This is a genomic window from Actinoplanes philippinensis (genome assembly GCF_900113015.1).
GTDB classification, from domain to species: Bacteria; Actinomycetota; Actinomycetes; order Mycobacteriales; family Micromonosporaceae; genus Actinoplanes; species Actinoplanes philippinensis.
The window spans coordinates 653,092-670,889 of record NZ_FONV01000003.1; the positions used below are offsets into that span (position 1 = coordinate 653,092).

Genomic DNA, 17,798 nt, shown 5'->3' on the forward strand with positions numbered 1-17,798 from the left:
CTCATGAGCGGACCAGGGGGCGCCAGAGCTGCCGGTCGCCGTCGTCACGGACTGCGTAACCGAGTTTCTCCAGCGAGTCGCGGAGCTCTGCGGCCTCGCGGGGGGCCTTCTTGCGCAACGCCACGGCGCGGGCGGACAGGACCGCCTCGACCGCCACCGGGAGCTGCTCACCGCCGGGGGTCCACGGCCGGTAGAGGCCGGTGAAGGGGTCCGCGTCGTGCCAGGGGTAGCCGTACTCCATGAAGGTCTTCTGCAACGGGCCGCTGTCCGCCTGTGGCTCGCCGTGGAACAGCCGGCGGGACTCGCGGTCGAGAATGACGAGGAAGCCGCCGTCCATGAAGACGAAGTCGATCTGCGGGCGGGGGACGGCGACCTCCCGGTCTCCGGTCCGCAGGCGCACCTCACCGGCGCCCACGGTGACCCGGGTGCTGCGGCGGACGATCTCCACGCTGATCAGCGCGCCGGCGACGGCCAGGATGAGGACCTGAACCGCGACCTCCCACCAGGTGTCGACGGCCCCGGCCACCCGCCACACCACGCCGAGCACCGGGAAGTGGACGCCGGCCAGCCAGCGCGCGAGGATCGGCGCCAGCACCGCCACCAGCACGCCGGCGAGCGCCGGGCCGAGCAGCACGAGCACCCGGCCGGCCGGGGAGAACGCCAGCACCGTCGGCTCCCGGCCCGATGTGTCGCCGCCCATCCCCACCCCGTTCCGCCGCATCGATGCCCCCGACGCTATGCCCCACCACGGCAGCGGACCAGTTGCCTAAAGTCGACAGTTCAAGACTTTGGTATATGCCTCAGGCGTCCGGGATGGCCAGGGCGATGGTCAGCGCGAGCACCCACTGCGGGTCGCGGAGCCGGTCACCGTACAGCTCCCGCAGCCGCGCCATCCGGTAGCGGACCGTCTGCGGGTGCACGAACAGCTCGGCGGCGACGTCCTCGCGGCGGCCGTGGTGCAACAGCCAGCTGCGCAGCGTCTCGACTAGCTTGGCGGCGGCGGTCCCGCGCTCCCCGGCGAGCGGCGTCAGCGCCCAGGCGCGCAGGTCCGCCAGGGCGCTCGGGTCGGCGGTCACCACCACGGCCGCGAGGTGGTCCTCGGTGTCGGTCACCGCTCCGCCGTCCGGTGGGCTGAGCCGGTGCACCCGTACCGCCCGGTCGAGCGAGCTGCGCGCCTCGGTCCACGGGCGGGCCGGGCCGATCACCACGTTGTGGCCGGTGAGGAGCCGGTTCAGGGTGGGGCGCGAGCATCCCTGCGGATCGGGCACGAAGAGCACCGTCAACCCCGGCATATCGGGTACGGCCTCCGCGAGCTGCAGGGTCCGCGGGTCCAGCAGGTCGATCACCCATCGGGCGGCGCGCTCCGGCAGCAGCAGTGCGGTGAGGCTCTGCGGCGGCGTCCACTCGGCCTGCTCCGCCAGCCCTTGCAGGACGTGGGCCGGTTCGCCCGCGACCAGCGCCTGCGCCAGCTCCTGGAGCCGCCGCCGGCGGATGCGGCCGGAGGCGGCGAGCTCATCGGCGTGGCCGGCGACGCTCGCCGCGGACAATTCGTCGATGTACGCGAAGACGAGCTCGGCGAAGTCGGCGATGGTGGCGGCCGGCTGCCCCGCCTCGACGCTGATCGCTGCCAGCCCGCGCCACGCGACCCGGGCGCCCACCCGGTAGGCCGCGAGGAGCGCGTCGAGGCTGCGGCCGGAACGTGCCTCGCCACGGCCCAGCGCGTACGCCGCCTCGATCGCCGACGACATCGGGGTGCCGGGGTCGGCGCCGGGGCGCGACACCAGGTTGAGGAAGGTGCCGAGGGCGGCACGCACCGCGCGCGCGATCTTGTGCCCGAGCGCGCCGGAGAACGGCTCCGCGTATGCCGGCACCTCGCGGATGATCGCGGCTATGGTCTGTGAGGAGACCTTCGGAAGGCCGTGCCGGAGTGGGTCGATCACCTCGGTCGGCAGGCGATAAGACCGTACGTCACGTACCGGCTGTTTCACGCGGTCTGCCCGCATTTCGCTCGACATGCCCTGTCCCCTCAAGCAGGTTTGTTCACGATGCCCCGCAAACCCGGACTCTAGAAGGGTTTGTACGCGCATCCTTGTCCCCGCCGAACAATTATGCGGGCACGGATTCACTTCCCCTGGTCAGGACTTTGCTGTGGCGAGGCAGCAGGCTTGGTCACGTGGCAGTTACCCAGAAGTTGCGCGACGGCGCGTGGCGCGTAGTCGAGCTGATCACCACCCCGGTGGTGCCGGCCGACTACCTCGACGTGATCGCGCCCCTGCGCAACCCGACCGTCCTGCGAGCCCGGATCGAGGCGGTGCGCCCGGAGACCGCCAAGGCGGTGACCCTGGAGCTGCGCCCCGGCCGTGGATGGCAGCCGCACCGGCCCGGGCAGTATGTTCGGCTCGGCGTCGACGTCGACGGGGTCCGGCTGTGGCGTGCCTACTCGGTGAGCAGCGCGGCCGGCCGTTCCGACGGCAAGTTCACCGTCACCGTCAACGCCGTCGAGAACGGGGTCGTCAGCTCGTACCTTCTGGCCAACGCCCGTAAGGGCATGATCGTCCACCTCGACCTGCCGGACGGCGAGTTCCTGCTGCCCGAGCGGCGGCCGGCGAAGACGCTCTTCATCACCGCCGGCAGTGGCATCACCCCGGTCATGGGCATGCTGCGCAGCGCCCTGCACGAGCTGAGCGACGTCGTCGTGGTCCACTCGGCGCGCACGGCGGAGGCCGTCGTCTTCGGCGCCGAGCTGCGCGACCTCGCCACCCAGGGCCGGATCCGGCTGATCGAGCGGCACACCCGCGCCGACGGGCGGCTCAAGCCGGACGCGCTCGCCGACCTGGTGCCCGACCTGTTCGAGCGGGAGACCTGGGCGTGCGGCCCCGGTGACCTCCTCGACGACCTGCAGGAGCACTGGGCCGACGCGGGCGCCGCCGACCGGCTGCACATCGAGCGCTTCCGGACCGTGGTGCTGGTCGCCGGCGAGGGCGGCACGGTCACCTTCGAGAAATCCGGCCTGGTCGTCGACTCCCCCGGCGGCACCTCGATCCTCGAGGCCGGCGAGGCCGCCGGACAGCTCATGAAGTCCGGCTGCCGGATGGGCATCTGCTACAAGTGCGTGCTCCCGATGCGCGAGGGCATCGTCCGTGACCTGCGTGACGGCACCATCACCACCGCCTCCGAGGTGGACGGTGACAAGCCCCTGATCCAGACCTGCATCTCGGCCGCCGCCGGCCCCTGCCGGCTCGACGCCTGACCCACCGCCCCCTTCAGCCCCACCCGAGAGCCGCTCCCGGCGGGCCGGCTCCCACGAAAGAACGAGGAAGTTCCGTGACGACGCTGCAGCGCAAGGAAGTCAACCCGATCGCCCACCTCTCCCCCGAGGACATCGAGCAGATCGGCCGCGAACTCGACGCCATCCGGGACGAGGTGCTCGCCGTCCGCGGCGAGAAGGACGCGAAGTACATCCGCCGGATGATCGCCGTCCAGCGGCGTCTCGAGGTCGGCAGCCGGGCCGTTCTGCTCTTCTCGGTGCTCCCGCCGGCCTGGATCCTCGGCACCATCGGCCTCTCCATCGCCAAGATCCTGGAGAACATGGAGATCGGCCACAACATCCTGCACGGCCAGTACGACTTCATGCGCGACCCGAAGATCCACTCGACCACGTGGGAGTGGGACTTCGCGGCGCCCGCCGAGCAGTGGAAGCACTCGCACAACGAGCTGCACCACAAGTACACCAACGTGGTCGGCCGGGACAACGACCTCGGCTACGGCATCATGCGCGTCGACGAGCAGCAGAAGTGGGCGCCCGCGCACCTGGGCCAGCCGCTCTACAACTTCATCAACGCGTGCCTCTTCGAGTACGGCATCGCCGCCTACGACCTGGAACTCGGCCGCAACCTGGCGAGCAAGCGCCGCCGCAACAACCCCGACTTCCGGGCCCGGCTGCGTCAGGTCGGCCGCAAGATCCGCAACCAGATGCTGAAGGACTACGTCGCCCACCCGGCCCTGTCCGTGCCGGTCGGCCTTGCCTTCGGCAACCCGTTCGGCGCCTTCTTCGGCACGATGGCCGCGAACGCGGTCGCCAACGTGGTCCGCAACCTGTGGAGCCACTCGGTGATCATGTGCGGCCACTTCCCGAAGGGTGTGGAGACCTTCGAGCGGACCTCGATCACCGGCGAGACCCGCGGCGAGTGGTATCTGCGTCAGATGCTCGGCTCGGCCAACATCTCCGGCAGCAAGCTGATGCACATCATGACCGGCAACCTGTCGCACCAGATCGAACACCACCTCTTCCCCGACCTGCCGGCCAGCCGCTACGCGGAGATCGCGCCGAAGGTGCGGGCCCTCTTCGAGAAGTACGACCTGAAATACGTCACCGGCCCGTTCGTCGTGCAGGTGGCCTCGGCGTGGGCCAAGGTCTTCCGCCTCGCCCTGCCGAACCGTAAGCCGGCACGCGCCATCGACCACACCATCCCGCCGCGCCACCCGGCCGAAGCCACCGTCTGACGGCGCCTCCCCGGCGCCCGGCCTCCCGGCCACCGCCCGAATCCCGCCGGCCACACGTTCTCCGGACCGGCACCGGTCTCCGGCTCGCGTTGCCCGGACCGGCACCGGTTCCGGCGTCGGGGTGTCAGAACCGGCACCAGTTTCCGGCGTCGCGGTGTCAGAACCGGCACCAGTTTCCGGCGTCGCGGGTCAGGACCGGCACCAGTTTCCGGCGTCGCGGGTCAGGACCGGCACCAGTTTCCGGCGTCGCGGGTCAGGACCGGCACCAGTTTCCGACGTGGGGGTGTCAGGACCGGCATCGATTTCCGGCGTCGCGATGTCAGGACCGGCATCGATTTCCGGCGTCGCGATGTCAGGACCGGCACCGATTTCCGGCGTCGCGGTGTCAGGACCGGCACCGATTTTCCGGCGTCGCCTGGCCTCCTGCCCGGCCGCTCACCCGCGGCCGGGCAGGGCCGTCTGCGCCGGTCATCTTGACCGGCCGTCTTCATCGCCCGCCCTCGCCGACGAAATACAGCGGGCGTCACCGCTCCCCCGTCCGTCAAGAAGCGACCGGTGATGACGAGGCGGTGCGGTTCTACTCCGGTGGGAGGCCCAGACCGCCGAGAACGGTGAACTCGCGACTGGTGAACTCGCCGGTCAGCATCGGCATGGCCTCGGCGATCGCGGCACGGGTCTCCGGCAGCTGCAGCGAGGCGTCATGGTCTTCCTTGCTGTCCCACACCTCGTTGACCCAGATCGTCTGATCGTCGTCGTCGGCGACCCCGACCACGTAGAGGTGACATCCGGCGGTGCGCACGTCGTCGGAGGCACGCAGCAGGATCTTCACCACCTGATCACGGTGGCCCGGCTTCGCCTTCATCGAACCGAAGTAGCCGTATCTCGCCATCGTCTCCTCCTCGGTAGTTCCCGGTCCTGCCCCACACCCTGCCAGCCGGGTACGACATTTTCGCCCCACAGCGCCGCACTCCCGCGTCATGCCCTCGGACAGCCGCAGCCAAGAGGAAGGCGACCCGGACAGCCGCCCAGCAGAAAGAAGGCCACCCGGACAAACGCCACCAAGAAGAGAAACACCCGGACAGCCGACACCCAAGGGGAGGCCATCCGGACAGCAAGGCGGAAAGGTGACGAGCGGCGGACGACCCAGAAGGCGGGCCCGCCAAGGGCACGACACCAGCACCAACGGACGACCAAAGGCGGTCCCGCCAACCGCACGGCAAACAGCACCAACCGGACGGCCAAAAGGCGGTCCCGCCAACGACACGGCAAACAGCACCAACGGACGACCCAGAAGGCGGACCCGTCAACGGCGCGACAACAGCAGCAACGGACCACCAAAAGGCGGTCCCACCAACGGCGCGGCAACAGCACCAACGGACCACCAAAAGGCGGACCCGTCAACGGCGCGGCAACAGCAGCAACGGACGGCCAGAGGGCGGTCCGGCGAGGCGACGCGTCAGCGGCCCCGACAGGGGAGCGACGAAGCGGCACGGCAACCTGCCGGCCGGCGGTCCGCGGACGATGTGAGAGGCGGACCGGCGACCAGTGCCGCGTCAGGGGTCCGGTTGGGCGTCGGACAGGCGGGCGATCGTGGCGGTGGCCCGGTGCACGGCGTTGCGGCTGCCCGGCGGGATCACGTCGTCGAGGAAACCGAACCGGGCGACCAGCTCCGTGTCGGTGGCGCTCCGGCGGGTGGCCTGCCACCAGTCCGCGATGTCGCCCCAGCCGGGCGCCGACAGCGAACCGCCGAAGTGCTGGACGGAGAGTGCCCCGACCAGGGTGGCGAAGGCGACCCGGTCGGTCAGCGGCCAGCCGCCCAGGGTGCCGGTGATGAATCCCGCGGTGAAGACGTCACCGGCGCCGGTCGGGTCGAGGGCGTCCACCGGTACGCCGGGAACCGCCGCCACCTCCCCGGTGGTGCCGTCGACGGCCAGCGCCCCGTCGCCGCCGCACGTGACGACGACCACCGGGACCAGGGCGGACAGTTTCTCCAGTGCCTGACGCGGGTCGTCGGTGCGGGTGTAGCGCATGGCCTCGACCTGGTTCGGCAGGAAGGCGTGGCAGTCGGACAGGTGGCCGAGCACGTCGAAGGACCATTGCTCGGTCTCGTCCCACCCGACGTCGGCGAACACCATCGTGCCCGCGGCCCGGGCCCGCCGCACCCAGCCCATCCCCTGCGGTGACAGGCTGACCGCTGCGCTGCGGGCCGCCGGGAGGCCGTTGACCAGACCGTCCTCGTCGGTCGGCAGCGGATGGCCGTGGGTGATCATGCTGCGGTCGCGGTCATACGCCAGTGACACGGTCACCGGGGAATGCCAGTCGTCGACCCGGCGCGACGCGGACAGGTCGATGCCCTCCTGGCGGCTGAGCACCCGGTGGCAGAACTCGCCGTACGCATCGGAGCTGAGCGCTGTGCCGAGACCGGTGTGCAGGCCGAGCCGGCTCGCGGCGACGGCCAGGTTGGCGACCCCGCCGGGGCACGAGCCCATGCCGCTCGCCCACACCTCCTCGCCGGGCGCGGGCAGGTCACGAAGCCCGGTGAAGATCACGTCGAGATAGACGACTCCCGGAACGAAGAGGTCGAGCGGTCGCGCCATCGTCCGATCTTAGCCCCGCTCCTATCGGTCAAGTCGTGATTGATCAGCCTGCCTTTCGCAGGTCGGCGTGGCCGGCACGCAGCGTGTCGACGGAACGGTCGGTGCCCGGTGGCCGGAGGTCGTCGAGCAGACGCCACGCCTCGTCCAAGGCTTGGGAAAGCTCGCCGATCCGCTGGGCGTGCTGACGGCGGACGTCCTCCCGCACCTTCTCGATCCGCCGCATCCAGCCCTCCGCACTGGCGGAGGGCTGGGAGGCCGCAGCGACGGGCGGCGAAGCGGAGGAAGAAGGCGAGGAAGCGCCAACGACAGACGACGACGCGGAGGAAGAAGGCGACGAAGCCCGAACGACAGACGACGACGCGGAGGAAGACGACGAGGAGGGAACAGCACGCGGCGAGGGGACGGTGGATGGTGAGGGGCCGGCAGGTGGAAGGACGGCGGATGGTGGAGGGCCGGCAGGTGGCGAGGCCCCGCCGGGCGGGGCCGGCCCGTTGCCGAGGACCTCGGAGACCGGGACGATCGCGGCGATCGGCCGGCCCCCGTCGACCACGACGGTGACCTGGCCGGTCAGCCCGGTGACCCGGACCAGTTGCTGGAACCGCAGGCGAGCCTCAGCGACCGTGAGCTCGATCCGGCGGCGAATCGGCGTTGCTGGTTCTCCCATACCGCGATGATGCGCCGGGGGTATGACAAAAATGCGTGGGCGGCCGGTCACCCGTACGGATAGATTCCGGCGATGACCACCGCTGACGACGTGCGTACCGCCGTCTCTCTCGCCGCCGCCACCCTCCGGACGGCCGCCGGCCGGGATTGGCATGTGCCCGCCGCGGGCCTGACCTGGACCTGCTGGGAGACGGTGGAGCACGTGGCCGACGACCTGTTCGCGTATGCGGGGCAGATCGCGTCGGAGCACACGCCGCCGGGGGCGTATGTCCCCTTCGGATGGCGGCGCAACCGCCCGGACGGGCCGGCGCTGACCATCTACAGCGAGGACACGAAGAACCCGGAGGGCCTGGTCCAGGTGCTGGAGTCGTCGGGTGGGCTGCTGGCGGCCGTGGTCACCGTCGCGCCGCCGGAGCGCCGGGCGTTCCATCCCTACGGGGTGTCGGATCCGGCCGGGTTCGCGGCGATGGGCGTGGTGGAGACGCTGGTTCACCTGCACGACGTGGCGGCGGGTCTGGGCCTGCCGTGGGCGCCGCCGGAGGATCTGTGCGACCGGGTGCTGCGTCGCCTGTTCCGGGATGCGCCGGAGCCGTACGGCCGGTGGGAGACGCTGCTGTGGGCGACCGGCCGGGGCGAGCTGCCGGGCCACCCGCGCCGCACCGACTGGAAGTGGGACGGGACGCCTATCTGAGCCGGTAGGCGTCGAGCAGTTTCATCGCCTTCTCGGCGCCGTCGGCGAGCACCGCCCGGTCCACGTCGCTGAAGATGCGGGGCCGGGCGTCGATCACGCAGTGCGCCCCGAGGGAGTGCCCGCCGCTGCCGGTGAGCGGCACCCCGAGATAGCTGCGCAGGCCGGTCATCTGCAGGAACGGGTTGTCGGCGTGGCGCGGGTCGGTCGGGCCGTCGATCACGGCGTACGGTTCGCCGGCGAGCACGGTGTGGGTGCACACGGCCCACTCGGCGGGCACGCCCTGGGTCTCGGCGACCCATCCGGCGACGCCGTGTGAGCCGATGATGAACTGTGACGTGTCGAGCACGACGGAGACCAGGGAGACCGGTGCTTCGAGGAGGCCGGCGCTGCGCTGGGCGAGGGCGTCGAGGCTGGTCCGCAGGTCGGGGTCGAAGAGGTCGTAGCCGGCGATCTCCCGGATCCGTTCGGGGACGCCGAGCCGGTCGAACAGGTCGGTCTTCACGACAGCTCCCTCGTCAGAAGTGTCAGCTGGGTGTGCGAGGTGACCCGGATCCGCAGGGCGAGCGCGCACAGCCGGCTGATCGGGTCGGCGTCGTGCATCGCGGCGAGCATCCGTTCGAGTCCCTCCGAGGTGTCGGCGGAGCCGTCGAGCCCGGCGGTCCGCACGAGGTGCGACCAGACGCGCGGCCCGTCCTCGGCATGGACCCGGTGCACCGCGGCCCGCGCGTCGTCGAGCGTGGGCCGCGGCAGCCCGTAGGGCGTCTCCGAGTACACGTTTCCCCCTGATCGGCGATTGATGCGTCAGTGCCGGAATCCGCCCACCAGGGTGGTCAGGTCGCCGGCGAGGCGGGTCAGGTCGGCGGCGGCCTGCTGGGTGGCGCGGGCGCCGTCGGCGGTCGCGGTGGCGACCTCGGCGACGCCGGAGACGGTACGGGCGACGTCCCCGCTGCTGGTGGCGGCGTCGGCGACGGACCGGCTCATCTCGCCGGTGGTGGCGGTCTGCTCCTCGACCGCCGACGCGATCGTGGTGGTGTAGTCGCCGATCCGCTGGATGACGTGGGTGATCTCGCCGATGGCGGTGGCCGCCGAGCCGCTGGACTCCTGGATGGCCCCGATCCGGCCGGTGATCTCCTCGGTGGCCTTGGCGGTCTGCTGGGCCAGCTCCTTGACCTCGCCGGCCACGACGGCGAAGCCTTTGCCGAGCTCTCCGGCGCGGGCGGCCTCGATGGTGGCGTTGAGCGCGAGCAGGTTGGTCTGCTCGGCGATGCTGGTGATCAGCCGTACCACGTCGCCGATCTCCGCACTGGCGGCGCCGAGCTCGGCGACCTGGTTGTTGGTGCGTTCGGCGACGGCCATGCCCTCCTGGGCGACGCGGGCGGCGTCGGCGGCGTTGGAGGCGATCTCGGTGATGGAGGCGCTCATCTCCTCGGCGCCGGCGGCGATGGACTGGACGCCGTGGTTGACGTTCTCGCTGGCGGCGCTGGCCGCGCCGGCCTTGTCGGCGACGTCGGCCGCGCCGGCCTGAAGCTGCGCGCTGACGGTGGACAGCTCCTCGGAGGCGCTGGCGAGGGTGACCGCGGAGCCGCCGATGGTGCTGACCGTCTCGCGGAGGCGGGTGACGGCGGCGTCGAGGGCGCGGCCCATCCGGCCGGGCTCGTCGCGGCTGGTGAGACCGGTGTGCCGGGTGAGGTCGCCGTCGGCGAGGCCCTCGCAGACGACGGTGACGCTTCTCAGGGAGCGGACGATGCCGCGGGCGACCAGGACGCCGAGCGCGAGGGCGCCGGCGATGCCCACGACGAGCAGCGCTATCGCTTCGAGACGGCTGGTCTCGTACGCCGATCGGGCCTTCTGGGCGGAGGCGGCGGCCGCGGCGTTCTCGGTGGCGTCGATCTCGCCGATCTGCTTGCGGATCTCGGTCATCAGCGGGGTGACCTGCTGGTCGCGGATGGTGCCCCAGGCCGCGATCCGGTTGCGCCGCGAGGTGGGGATGAGCTGCTCGTGGGCGATGGTGATGTATTTCTGCCAGCCGTCCTTCACGGCCGTGACCAGCTCCGCCGACGCGGCCGGTTCGGTGGCCTCGTAGGCGGCCATCGCCGCGGCGACCTCCTCGAGGTCCTTCGCGAACGCCGCCTCGTACTTGTCCTTGACCGCCGCGTCCGGGTAGACGACGTGGCCGACCAGGTCGATCCGGGACTGGTTGATCCACGCCTTGAGCTCGCCGAGGGCGGACGCGCCGACCACGTTGCTGCGGTAGATCGACTGCGCGGAGTCGCTGGCCGAGGCGAGCGCGTTCAGTCCGAGAACGCCGATCAGCAGCGCGATCACCGCGGCCACCGTGATCGCGGTCATGATCTTGAGGTTCACGCTGAGGTCGGCCCAGAAACGCCGGCCACCGGCCACATCCGCCACTTCGCTCACCATGTCCTCCCCTGTCCTGATGGCGCGCATTGCCCGCATTACTCAGGTCGGCAGCCCCCGGCAACCTCTGAGCACCCATCCGGCCCGGCGAGGACAGGGACAACGGACCTTGAGGATCAAGACCCAGGGTGGTACGGGTGACCCGGTCCCGCCGAAGCCGAGGCCGTCCCGCCTGCCCCGCGCGGCGACGTCCGCGTCGCCTCCCGATCGCTGGGCCCCGGCGGCTCGTGCATGCCCGGCACGGCCCACCGCCGGCACACGCGCGGAGGCACCTCGGGGACGTTACCGGGGAGACGGCCCGGGTAGTCGCCACTGCATGACCACGGTGCAGAAGGAACAGGATGTCATCGAGCTGCTGCTCAGCCAGCACCAGCAGATCAAGGCCCTCTTCACCCGGGTGAACCAGTCCACCGGGGAGCAGAAGCGGGACGCCTTCCACGAGCTGACCCGGCTGCTCGCGGTGCACGAGAGCGCCGAGGAGCAGGTGGTCCACCCGGCGGCCCGCGACGACGCCGGGGACGCGGTCGTGGAGGCGCGCCTCGAGGAGGAGAACATGGCCAAGCGCGCCCTCGCCGACCTCTACGACCTGGGCGTCGACTCACCGGACTTCGACGTGCGGTTCGCCGGGTTCGAGGCCGCGGTGCTCAGCCACGCCCTGCACGAGGAGCAGGAGGAGTTCCCGCAGCTGCGCACGAAGACCGACCCGGACCGGCTGATCCGGATGGCGGGAGCGGTCCGCGCCGCCGAGGCCGTCTCGCCGACCCGCCCGCACCCGAACGCCGGCGAGAACCCGGTCGCCAACCTGATCGCCGGGCCGCCGCTGGCGATCTTCGACAAGGCCCGCGACGCCGTCCGGGACTGGCGGCAGTCGCACAACGACTGACGGTCTCACGCCGCCCGGCGCGCAGGCGCGGGGTGGCGTGACCGTGTCTGATCAGAAGTGGCCGCCTGCGGGCGCACCCGCTGCCCGGAGGAGATGTGCCGGACCGCGGGCGTGATCCGCAGCCGCCGCAGCAGCGGGGCGAACGGGTCGCCGAAGGTGCGGGCCGCCGTGTTGAGCAGCAGCGCGGCCGCCACCATGCCGACCGCGGGCATCCCCACCAGCAGGGCGATCACGGAGATGACCAGGCCGCCCCAGACCATCACCCGCAGGCCCACGTCGGCGACCGGGATGCCGCTGGGCCGCTGCCTGGTCCAGACCGGCAGGAACGACGAGGCGAGCGCCAGGGTCACCGCGCCCAGCACGGCCGCCACGGTGAGGAACACCTGCGGCCAGTCGTAGTGGCGGCCGAGCGCGTAGCCGCCCGACAACACCACCCCGAACCACACCTTGGCGAGCGCCCAGCGGCCGAAACGGATCAGCGGATCCTCGGTAGGCGTCGACATGCGCACTCCAGCCGTACACGATCCACGGACGGGCGGTGAACAACACCCTACCTTCCGTGACCGCACTGCGGGAGGTGAGCCGCGCGCCGGATGATCAGGGCAGGCCGAAGGCGGCCCGGAACTCGTCGCGGACCGTCTCGCGCCGGTCCAGGATCGCGAAGACCACCCGGTCGAACCACGGCGCGTCGCCGAGCGCCGCGGCGAAGACGGCGGCCACCTCCGCCGGATCGTTGCCGAACACGCCGCAGCCCCACGCGCCGAGCACCAGCTCACGGCAGCCGTGCGCGGCGGCGACCCGCAGCACCCGGGCGGCCCGCCGGGCGAGCGCGCCGGACACCTCCGGCAGCAGTGCGGGCTGGTCGCGGACGATCATCGCCCGGTTCGGCGCGGCCGAGGTCAGGAACGAGACGAGGTACGGCCGGGCGAGCAGCCGCCCGCGGTCGTCACGGAACACCGGCACCGCCGGCGACCAGATGACCCGGTCGGTGTAGAGCAGGCCGCGGTCCGCCCGGTGGAAGGCGTAGAAGTCACCGGCCGCCCGCAGCGAGGGGTAGATCGCCGAGGCCCGGGCGATGCTCTCCTCCTGCGCCTGGGCGCCGTTGAGGAACCCGCCTCCGGGGTTGCGCGCCGACGCGAAGTTCAGGCAGGCCACCCCGTCGTGCTCGGCGGCCAGCCGGCGGCAGGCGTCGAGACTGCTCTCCCCGGTCACCTCGACGACGAGCGGCCCGGTCGCGGCCACCGGTCGATCGAGGGCGTCCCCGGGCAGGTACAGCCGGGTGCCCCGGACCGCGCCGGCGACCGCCCCGGAGATGTCGACCGCGCCGTCCGGGCCGTCGTAGCTCCCGCGCTCCACGATGGAGATCGTCTCGTGGGCGATGGCCCGTAGTCTTCCGCTCACCCCTCGATCATGGCGCATACGCCGCCGGTCGTATCCGGCGCTACGCCCTGGACATGACGACGCCGGTCCGCGGGGCGGCGGATGATCCGGGCATGAGAAAGCCGGCGGAGGTCACGGCGTACGCCATCGGTCTGGTGTTGATCGTGTCCGGGATCGTGCACCTCGGGGTGTTCCTCGCCGACGACGTGCCGTGGAGCGGGCCGGTGTCGTGGCGCAAGCCGGCCACCTTCGGGCTGTCGTTCGGCCTGACGCTGATCACGGTCGCCTGGATCACCCGCCCCCTGATCCTCGGGGACCGCGCACGGGCCTGGCTGCTGGGCGTCCTCACCGCCGACTGCGTGGTCGAGGTCGCCGGGATCACCCTGCAGGCGTGGCGCCGGGTACCGTCGCACTTCAACACCGAGACGCCGTTCGACCGGGGTGTGGCGATGATCCTCGCGGCCGGCGGGGCGGTGCTGGTGGCGACGCTCGGGGCGTACGCGGTGACGGCTCTGCGCGGCCGGATACGCGGGCCGGCCGACATGCGTCTCGCGGTGCGGGCCGGGTTCGCGCTGATGCTGGTCAGCCTGGCGAGCGGGGTCGCCATGGTGGCGCGCGGGACGGTCCTCTTCCGGACGGTGAGCCCGCAGGCGGCGTACGACGGTGGGGGTTTCCTGAAACCGGTGCACGGTGTCGCGCTGCACGCCGTGCTGGTGCTGCCGCTGCTGGCGGTGGTCCTGCGCGCGCTGGGCCGGGACGAGCGGGAGCGGCTGCGGATCGTCGCCGTCGCGAGCGTCCTCTACGGCGTGGCGACGGCCGCGGCCCTGGTCGTGTCCGTTACGTGATCTTGGGCATGACGCGCGTCACGCATCACTGGTCAGCCATATAGACACGCTGCGCCTCGCCGCCGGCCTCGACACCCCCACCTCCGGCCGCGTGCTCGTCGACGGGCAGCCGGTCCGCAGCTTCGAGCCCCGCTGCGCCGTCGTCTTCCAGGAGCCGCGCCTGCTGCCGTGGCGCACGCTGGAACGCAACGTCGCCTACGGCCTGCCCCGCGGCACCGGCCGCGACCACGCCCGCGAGGAGGTCGCGCACTGGCTCTCCGTCGTCGGGCTCGCCGACTTCGCCCGGCACCGGCCCCGCCAGGTCTCCGGCGGGATGGCCCAGCGGGCGGCGCTCGCCCGGGCGCTGGCCCGGCGGCCCGGCGTGCTGCTGATGGACGAGCCGTTCGCGGCGCTCGACGCGCTGACCCGGCTGCGGATGCAGGACCTGCTGGCCGAGGTGCAGCGCGAGGCCGGGACCACGGTGCTGCTGGTGACCCACGACGTCGACGAGGCTCTGCACCTGGCCGACCGGATCGTCCTGCTCGGCGCCCCGGACGACGGCGCCGCCTCGGTCCGGCTCGTGCTCGACGTGCCCGGCGCCCGCCCGCGCGACCGTGGCGACGCCGGTCTGGCCGCTCTCCGGTCCGCGCTGCTGGCCGAGCTCGGTGTCCGTACCCCCACCGCCGTCGTCTCCTGAACCACCGCCCCACCGTGCGAAATCCCCCTGGAAGGACCCCGATATGAAGATCTTGCGCACCGTTGCCGTGGCGGCTGCCGCGACCGTGCTGCTGGCCGGTTGTGTGCAGGGTGAGGACACCCCCGCCGCGAACGCCGACGGCTCGAAGCCGGTGACGTTGCGGCTCGACTACGCCTACTACAACCCGGCGAGTCTGGTGCTGCGGGAGCAGAAATGGCTGGAGACCGAGCTGGCCGGCAAGGGGGTGACGGTCAGCTGGCAGCTGTCGGCGGGCAGCAACAAGGCCAACGAGGCGCTGCGGGCGGATGCCGTCGACGTCGGTTCGACGGCCGGCGCGGCGGCGCTGGTGGCCCGGGCGAACGGGTCGCCGATCAAGACGATCGACGTGTTCAGCCAGCCGGAGTGGGCGGCGATCGTGGTGCCGAAGGGGTCCACTGTCACGTCGGTGGCGCAGCTCAAGGGCAAGAGGATCGCGGCGACCAAGGGTACGGACCCCTACTTCTTCCTCCTGCAGGCGTTGGAACAGGCGGGACTGAAGCCGGCCGACGTGACCGTGACGAACCTGCAGCACGCGGACGGGAAGACGGACGGCGCTGGAGCGCGGTGACGTCGACGCGTGGGCCGGTCTGGACCCGTTGATGGCGACGTCCGAGGTGGACGCCGGGTCGAAGCTGATCTACCGGAACGTGGCGTTCAACTCGTACGGGGTGCTCAACGCGCGGGAGGCGTTCCTGGCCGAGCACCCGGATCTGGCGCAGTCGGTGGTGAACGCGTACGAGAAGGCACGGGCGTGGATCACCGCCAACCCGGATCAGGCGGTCGCCCTGTACGCCGGGGAGGCGAGGATCTCCGAGCCGGTGGCGAAGGCGGTGCTCACCGAGCGGACCGTGCTCGACATCGACCCGGTGCCCGGCGCGGCGCAGAAGGCGGTGTTCGAGAAGATCCTGCCGGTGCTGGTCGCCGACGCGAACGTGAAGAGCGAGGCCGACGCGCGGGCCGCGATCGACACGCTGTTCGAGCCGAAGTACGCGGCCGCCCGGGCCGTTTCGTGACGGTGCCGCGGATCGGCCGGGTCGCCGCCGGGGCGCTGCTCCCGGTGGCGCTCCTGGTCGCCTGGCAGCTGGTCGCGTCGGCGGGCGTCTACTCGGCGGCCCAGCTGCCGCCGCCCGGTGAGGTGCTGTCCGCCCTCGGTGAGCTGCTCCGGCGGGGCGAGCTGTGGCATCACGTGGCGATCAGCACGCAGCGGGTGCTGATCGGGTTCGCCGTCGGGTCGGTGCTCGGGCTGACCCTGGGCGGGCTGGTCGGGTTGTCGCGAGCGGCGAACGCCGTCCTGTCGCCGACGGTGCAGGCGATCCGGGCGGTGCCGTCGCTGGCGTGGGTGCCGTTGCTGCTGCTGTGGCTGGGCATCGGGGAGACCCCGAAGATCGTGCTGGTGGCGATCGGCGCGTTCTTCCCCGTCTACACCACCGTGTCCGCGGCGCTGTCGCACATCGACCCGCATCTGGTGGAGGTCGGCCGGGCGTACGGGCGGTCGGGGCTGTCGCTGCTCGGCACCGTGCTGTTCCCGGCCGCAACGCCGGCGATCCTGTCGGGGCTGCGCCTCGGGCTGGCGCAGGGCTGGCTGTTCCTCGTCGCGGCGGAGCTGATCGCGTCGTCGATGGGGCTGGGTTTCCTGCTCATCGACAGTCAGAACACCGGGCGTACCGATGTGATGCTGCTGGCCGTCATCCTGCTGGCGCTGATCGGCAAGCTCAGCGACACGCTGCTGGGGCTGGTGCCGATCACCCCGTCCTGATCGCCCGTGGACTGTCCGATGCGGAAACCGGTCAGGGGGCGAGGCGGAAGAGTTCGGCGTGGATCTGGCGGGCCGGGACCTTGAGCCGGCGCAGGCTGTCCAGGACGGCGCCGGTGAGGGCGGCCGGGCCGCAGACGTAGACGTCCCGGGAGGTGATGTCGGGGACGAGGGCGTGCAGGTTCGGCGGGGTGAACGGCTGGTTGGCGGCGGAGGTGCGGCCGGACAGCACGTGCAGGCGGGCGCCCTTCTCCCGGGCCAGGTTGCGCAGCTCGCCGAGCAGGACGGCGTCGGCGCCGGAACGGACCCGGTAGAGGACTGTCACGTCGCCGCTCAGGTTCGGGTCCTCGAGCAGCGAGCGGATCGGGGTGACGCCTATGCCGCCGGCGATGAGCAGGGTGGCCGTACCCCCGCGGTTGTCGATCGTGAAGGAGCCGTAAGGGCCCTCGGCGAAGACCCGCGCGCCGATCGGGAGGTCCCGCAGACCGGCGCTGGTGGTGCCGACACCCTTGGCGGTGAGCCGCAGCGAGCGGCCGTTCGGGGCCGCCGACAGGGAGAACGGGTTGACCTGCCACCAGCGGTTGTGGCCGGGGAAGCGCCACAGGAAGAACTGGCCCGCTTTCGCGCCGAGCAGGTGCAGGTCGCGGCCGGTGACATGGACCGAGACGACGTCGTCGGACTCGGGCACCACGGCGGCGACCCGCATCCGGTGCCGGCTGTTGCGGATCAAGGGCACGATCAGGCGGTACGTGAGAAGCGCGCCCAGTGCGAACGCCCACAGCCCCCACCAGTAGATCCGCGTCAGCACGTTGAGGGTGAACGCGGTGCCCTCGTAGGCCTGGTGCACGATGCCGAGCACCAGGACCAGGTAGAGCAGCAGGTGGACGGCGTGCCAGGCCTCGTAGGAGAGGCGGCGCCGGGCGAACCGCACGGACAGCGCCACCACCAGCACGATCAGCGCCACCGCGATCAGCCCGAGCAGCACCGGGAGCTGTTTCGACAGGGTGAGCGCCGTGGCCGTGAACGACACCCGGTCGTAGCGGGCGAAGCCGAGGATCACGAACGCCGGATGCAGGACGGCCAGCCAGAAGACGGCGAACCCGGTCCAGCGGTGCCAGCCGGTGAGACGGTCCATGCCGATCGCCCGGTCCAGCAGCGGCAGCCGGGCCACCAGCAGCGCCTGCACGGTCATCGTGAACGCCAGGTAGAGGCCGAGCAGCCGGCCCGCCTGGCCGAACACGTTGTGGGCGGGCGGTCCGGCGATCAGGAACATCGCGTGGATCACCGCGAGGTTGACGACGAGGAACGTCCCGATCGCGGCACGCGCGACGAACGGCTGAGTCACGGCGG

20 protein-coding genes are annotated in these 17,798 nt (G+C 71.7%); 9 read left to right on the forward strand and 11 right to left on the reverse strand.

The window, feature by feature from the left end; translation table 11 throughout:
• Nucleotide 1 precedes the first annotated feature (1 nt).
• Nucleotides 2-700, reverse strand: coding sequence for a YqeB family protein (locus BM290_RS09800; RefSeq protein WP_093612225.1), 699 nt, complete (start codon nt 698-700; stop codon nt 2-4).
• 100 nt (nt 701-800) lie between these two features.
• Nucleotides 801-1,988 carry a PucR family transcriptional regulator gene (locus tag BM290_RS09805; RefSeq protein ID WP_177319644.1) on the reverse strand — a complete coding sequence of 396 codons (1,188 nt, stop codon included), beginning with the start codon at nt 1,986-1,988 and terminating at the stop codon, nt 801-803.
• Between the two features lie 185 nt (nt 1,989-2,173).
• Here BM290_RS09805 and BM290_RS09810 point away from each other — a divergent pair, with 185 nt between their 5' ends.
• On the forward strand, nt 2,174-3,250 hold the full coding sequence (locus BM290_RS09810) for a ferredoxin reductase (protein ID WP_093612227.1): 1,077 nt from the start codon (nt 2,174-2,176) through the stop codon (nt 3,248-3,250).
• A gap of 74 nt (nt 3,251-3,324) precedes the next feature.
• Entirely contained in the window at nt 3,325-4,503 is a 1,179-nt protein-coding gene (locus BM290_RS09815; protein ID WP_093612229.1) for a fatty acid desaturase family protein, read from the forward strand.
• Nucleotides 4,504-5,080: 577 nt separating this feature from the next.
• Here the strand turns inward: BM290_RS09815 and BM290_RS09820 are convergent.
• From BM290_RS09820 to BM290_RS09830, 3 genes are all read right to left on the reverse strand, one after another.
• The gene (locus BM290_RS09820; protein ID WP_093612230.1) at nt 5,081-5,392 is read right to left on the reverse strand and encodes a putative quinol monooxygenase; all 312 of its coding nucleotides are present in this window, start codon (nt 5,390-5,392) and stop codon (nt 5,081-5,083) included.
• A gap of 664 nt (nt 5,393-6,056) precedes the next feature.
• The gene (locus tag BM290_RS09825; RefSeq protein WP_093612232.1) at nt 6,057-7,100 is read right to left on the reverse strand and encodes a carbohydrate kinase family protein; all 1,044 of its coding nucleotides are present in this window, start codon (nt 7,098-7,100) and stop codon (nt 6,057-6,059) included.
• 43 nt (nt 7,101-7,143) lie between these two features.
• A complete protein-coding gene (locus tag BM290_RS09830; RefSeq protein ID WP_239143204.1) occupies nt 7,144-7,323 on the reverse strand; it encodes a hypothetical protein in 180 nt (59 codons plus the stop codon).
• Nucleotides 7,324-7,836: 513 nt separating this feature from the next.
• On the opposite strand from BM290_RS09830, the gene BM290_RS09840 reads away from it, so the two are divergent.
• A complete protein-coding gene (locus tag BM290_RS09840) occupies nt 7,837-8,454 on the forward strand; it encodes a DinB family protein (protein ID WP_093612233.1) in 618 nt (205 codons plus the stop codon).
• On the opposite strand, the gene BM290_RS09845 is transcribed toward BM290_RS09840, so the two are convergent.
• From BM290_RS09845 to BM290_RS09855, 3 genes are read right to left on the reverse strand one after another with little or no spacing between them, the layout of a single operon-like run.
• A complete protein-coding gene (locus BM290_RS09845; protein WP_093612235.1) occupies nt 8,447-8,956 on the reverse strand; it encodes a GAF domain-containing protein in 510 nt (169 codons plus the stop codon). The two genes, BM290_RS09840 and BM290_RS09845, sit on opposite strands and share 8 nt — an antisense overlap.
• Nucleotides 8,953-9,228, reverse strand: a complete 276-nt coding sequence (locus BM290_RS09850) for a hypothetical protein (protein ID WP_093612237.1) — start codon at nt 9,226-9,228, stop codon at nt 8,953-8,955. The genes BM290_RS09845 and BM290_RS09850 overlap by 4 nt, the downstream gene beginning before the upstream one ends.
• Nucleotides 9,229-9,255: 27 nt before the next feature.
• Entirely contained in the window at nt 9,256-10,875 is a 1,620-nt protein-coding gene (locus BM290_RS09855; RefSeq protein WP_093612483.1) for a methyl-accepting chemotaxis protein, read from the reverse strand.
• Nucleotides 10,876-11,188: 313 nt separating this feature from the next.
• Here BM290_RS09855 and BM290_RS09860 point away from each other — a divergent pair, with 313 nt between their 5' ends.
• On the forward strand, nt 11,189-11,755 hold the full coding sequence (locus BM290_RS09860) for a hemerythrin domain-containing protein (RefSeq protein WP_093612239.1): 567 nt from the start codon (nt 11,189-11,191) through the stop codon (nt 11,753-11,755).
• Nucleotides 11,756-11,760: 5 nt separating this feature from the next.
• Here the strand turns inward: BM290_RS09860 and BM290_RS09865 are convergent, their stop codons facing one another.
• A complete protein-coding gene (locus BM290_RS09865) occupies nt 11,761-12,258 on the reverse strand; it encodes a hypothetical protein (protein ID WP_093612241.1) in 498 nt (165 codons plus the stop codon).
• Between the two features lie 94 nt (nt 12,259-12,352).
• A complete protein-coding gene (locus tag BM290_RS09870; RefSeq protein WP_093612243.1) occupies nt 12,353-13,156 on the reverse strand; it encodes a TIGR02452 family protein in 804 nt (267 codons plus the stop codon).
• Nucleotides 13,157-13,248: 92 nt separating this feature from the next.
• Between BM290_RS09870 and BM290_RS09875 the strand changes: the two genes are divergently transcribed.
• From BM290_RS09875 to BM290_RS09890, 5 genes are read left to right on the forward strand one after another with little or no spacing between them, the layout of a single operon-like run.
• Nucleotides 13,249-13,980 carry a hypothetical protein gene (locus tag BM290_RS09875; protein WP_093612485.1) on the forward strand — a complete coding sequence of 244 codons (732 nt, stop codon included), beginning with the start codon at nt 13,249-13,251 and terminating at the stop codon, nt 13,978-13,980.
• Between the two features lie 49 nt (nt 13,981-14,029).
• Nucleotides 14,030-14,656 (forward strand): ABC transporter ATP-binding protein, encoded by a 627-nt coding sequence (locus tag BM290_RS09880; protein ID WP_280522843.1) that lies wholly within the window; start codon nt 14,030-14,032, stop codon nt 14,654-14,656.
• Between the two features lie 43 nt (nt 14,657-14,699).
• Nucleotides 14,700-15,263: an ABC transporter substrate-binding protein gene (locus BM290_RS50590; protein ID WP_203779018.1), complete on the forward strand. Its 564-nt coding sequence runs from the start codon at nt 14,700-14,702 to the stop codon at nt 15,261-15,263.
• Nucleotides 15,264-15,294: 31 nt separating this feature from the next.
• Entirely contained in the window at nt 15,295-15,708 is a 414-nt protein-coding gene (locus tag BM290_RS50595) for a type 2 periplasmic-binding domain-containing protein (RefSeq protein WP_275413051.1), read from the forward strand.
• Entirely contained in the window at nt 15,705-16,451 is a 747-nt protein-coding gene (locus tag BM290_RS09890) for an ABC transporter permease (RefSeq protein ID WP_203779017.1), read from the forward strand. Before BM290_RS50595 ends, BM290_RS09890 begins: the two co-directional genes overlap by 4 nt.
• 31 nt (nt 16,452-16,482) lie before the next feature.
• Here the strand turns inward: BM290_RS09890 and BM290_RS09895 are convergent, their stop codons facing one another.
• Nucleotides 16,483-17,793 (reverse strand): ferredoxin reductase family protein, encoded by a 1,311-nt coding sequence (locus tag BM290_RS09895; RefSeq protein ID WP_239143203.1) that lies wholly within the window; start codon nt 17,791-17,793, stop codon nt 16,483-16,485.
• Nucleotides 17,794-17,798 lie beyond the last annotated feature (5 nt).

Excerpts from the sequence above, each read along its gene's own strand:
- BM290_RS09800 (WP_093612225.1), bottom strand. The coding sequence starts at position 700 with ATGGGCGGCGACACATCGGGCCGGGAGCCGACGGTGCTGGCGTTCTCC.
- BM290_RS09820 (WP_093612230.1), bottom strand. The coding sequence starts at position 5,392 with ATGGCGAGATACGGCTACTTCGGTTCGATGAAGGCGAAGCCGGGCCAC.
- BM290_RS09825 (WP_093612232.1), bottom strand. The coding sequence starts at position 7,100 with ATGGCGCGACCGCTCGACCTCTTCGTTCCGGGAGTCGTCTATCTCGAC.
- BM290_RS09830 (WP_239143204.1), bottom strand. The coding sequence starts at position 7,323 with ATGCGGCGGATCGAGAAGGTGCGGGAGGACGTCCGCCGTCAGCACGCC.
- BM290_RS09840 (WP_093612233.1), top strand. The coding sequence starts at position 7,837 with ATGACCACCGCTGACGACGTGCGTACCGCCGTCTCTCTCGCCGCCGCC.
- BM290_RS09855 (WP_093612483.1), bottom strand. The coding sequence starts at position 10,875 with ATGGTGAGCGAAGTGGCGGATGTGGCCGGTGGCCGGCGTTTCTGGGCC.
- BM290_RS09860 (WP_093612239.1), top strand. The coding sequence starts at position 11,189 with ATGACCACGGTGCAGAAGGAACAGGATGTCATCGAGCTGCTGCTCAGC.
- BM290_RS09865 (WP_093612241.1), bottom strand. The coding sequence starts at position 12,258 with ATGTCGACGCCTACCGAGGATCCGCTGATCCGTTTCGGCCGCTGGGCG.
- BM290_RS09875 (WP_093612485.1), top strand. The coding sequence starts at position 13,249 with ATGAGAAAGCCGGCGGAGGTCACGGCGTACGCCATCGGTCTGGTGTTG.
- BM290_RS50590 (WP_203779018.1), top strand. The coding sequence starts at position 14,700 with ATGAAGATCTTGCGCACCGTTGCCGTGGCGGCTGCCGCGACCGTGCTG.
- BM290_RS50595 (WP_275413051.1), top strand. The coding sequence starts at position 15,295 with ATGGCGACGTCCGAGGTGGACGCCGGGTCGAAGCTGATCTACCGGAAC.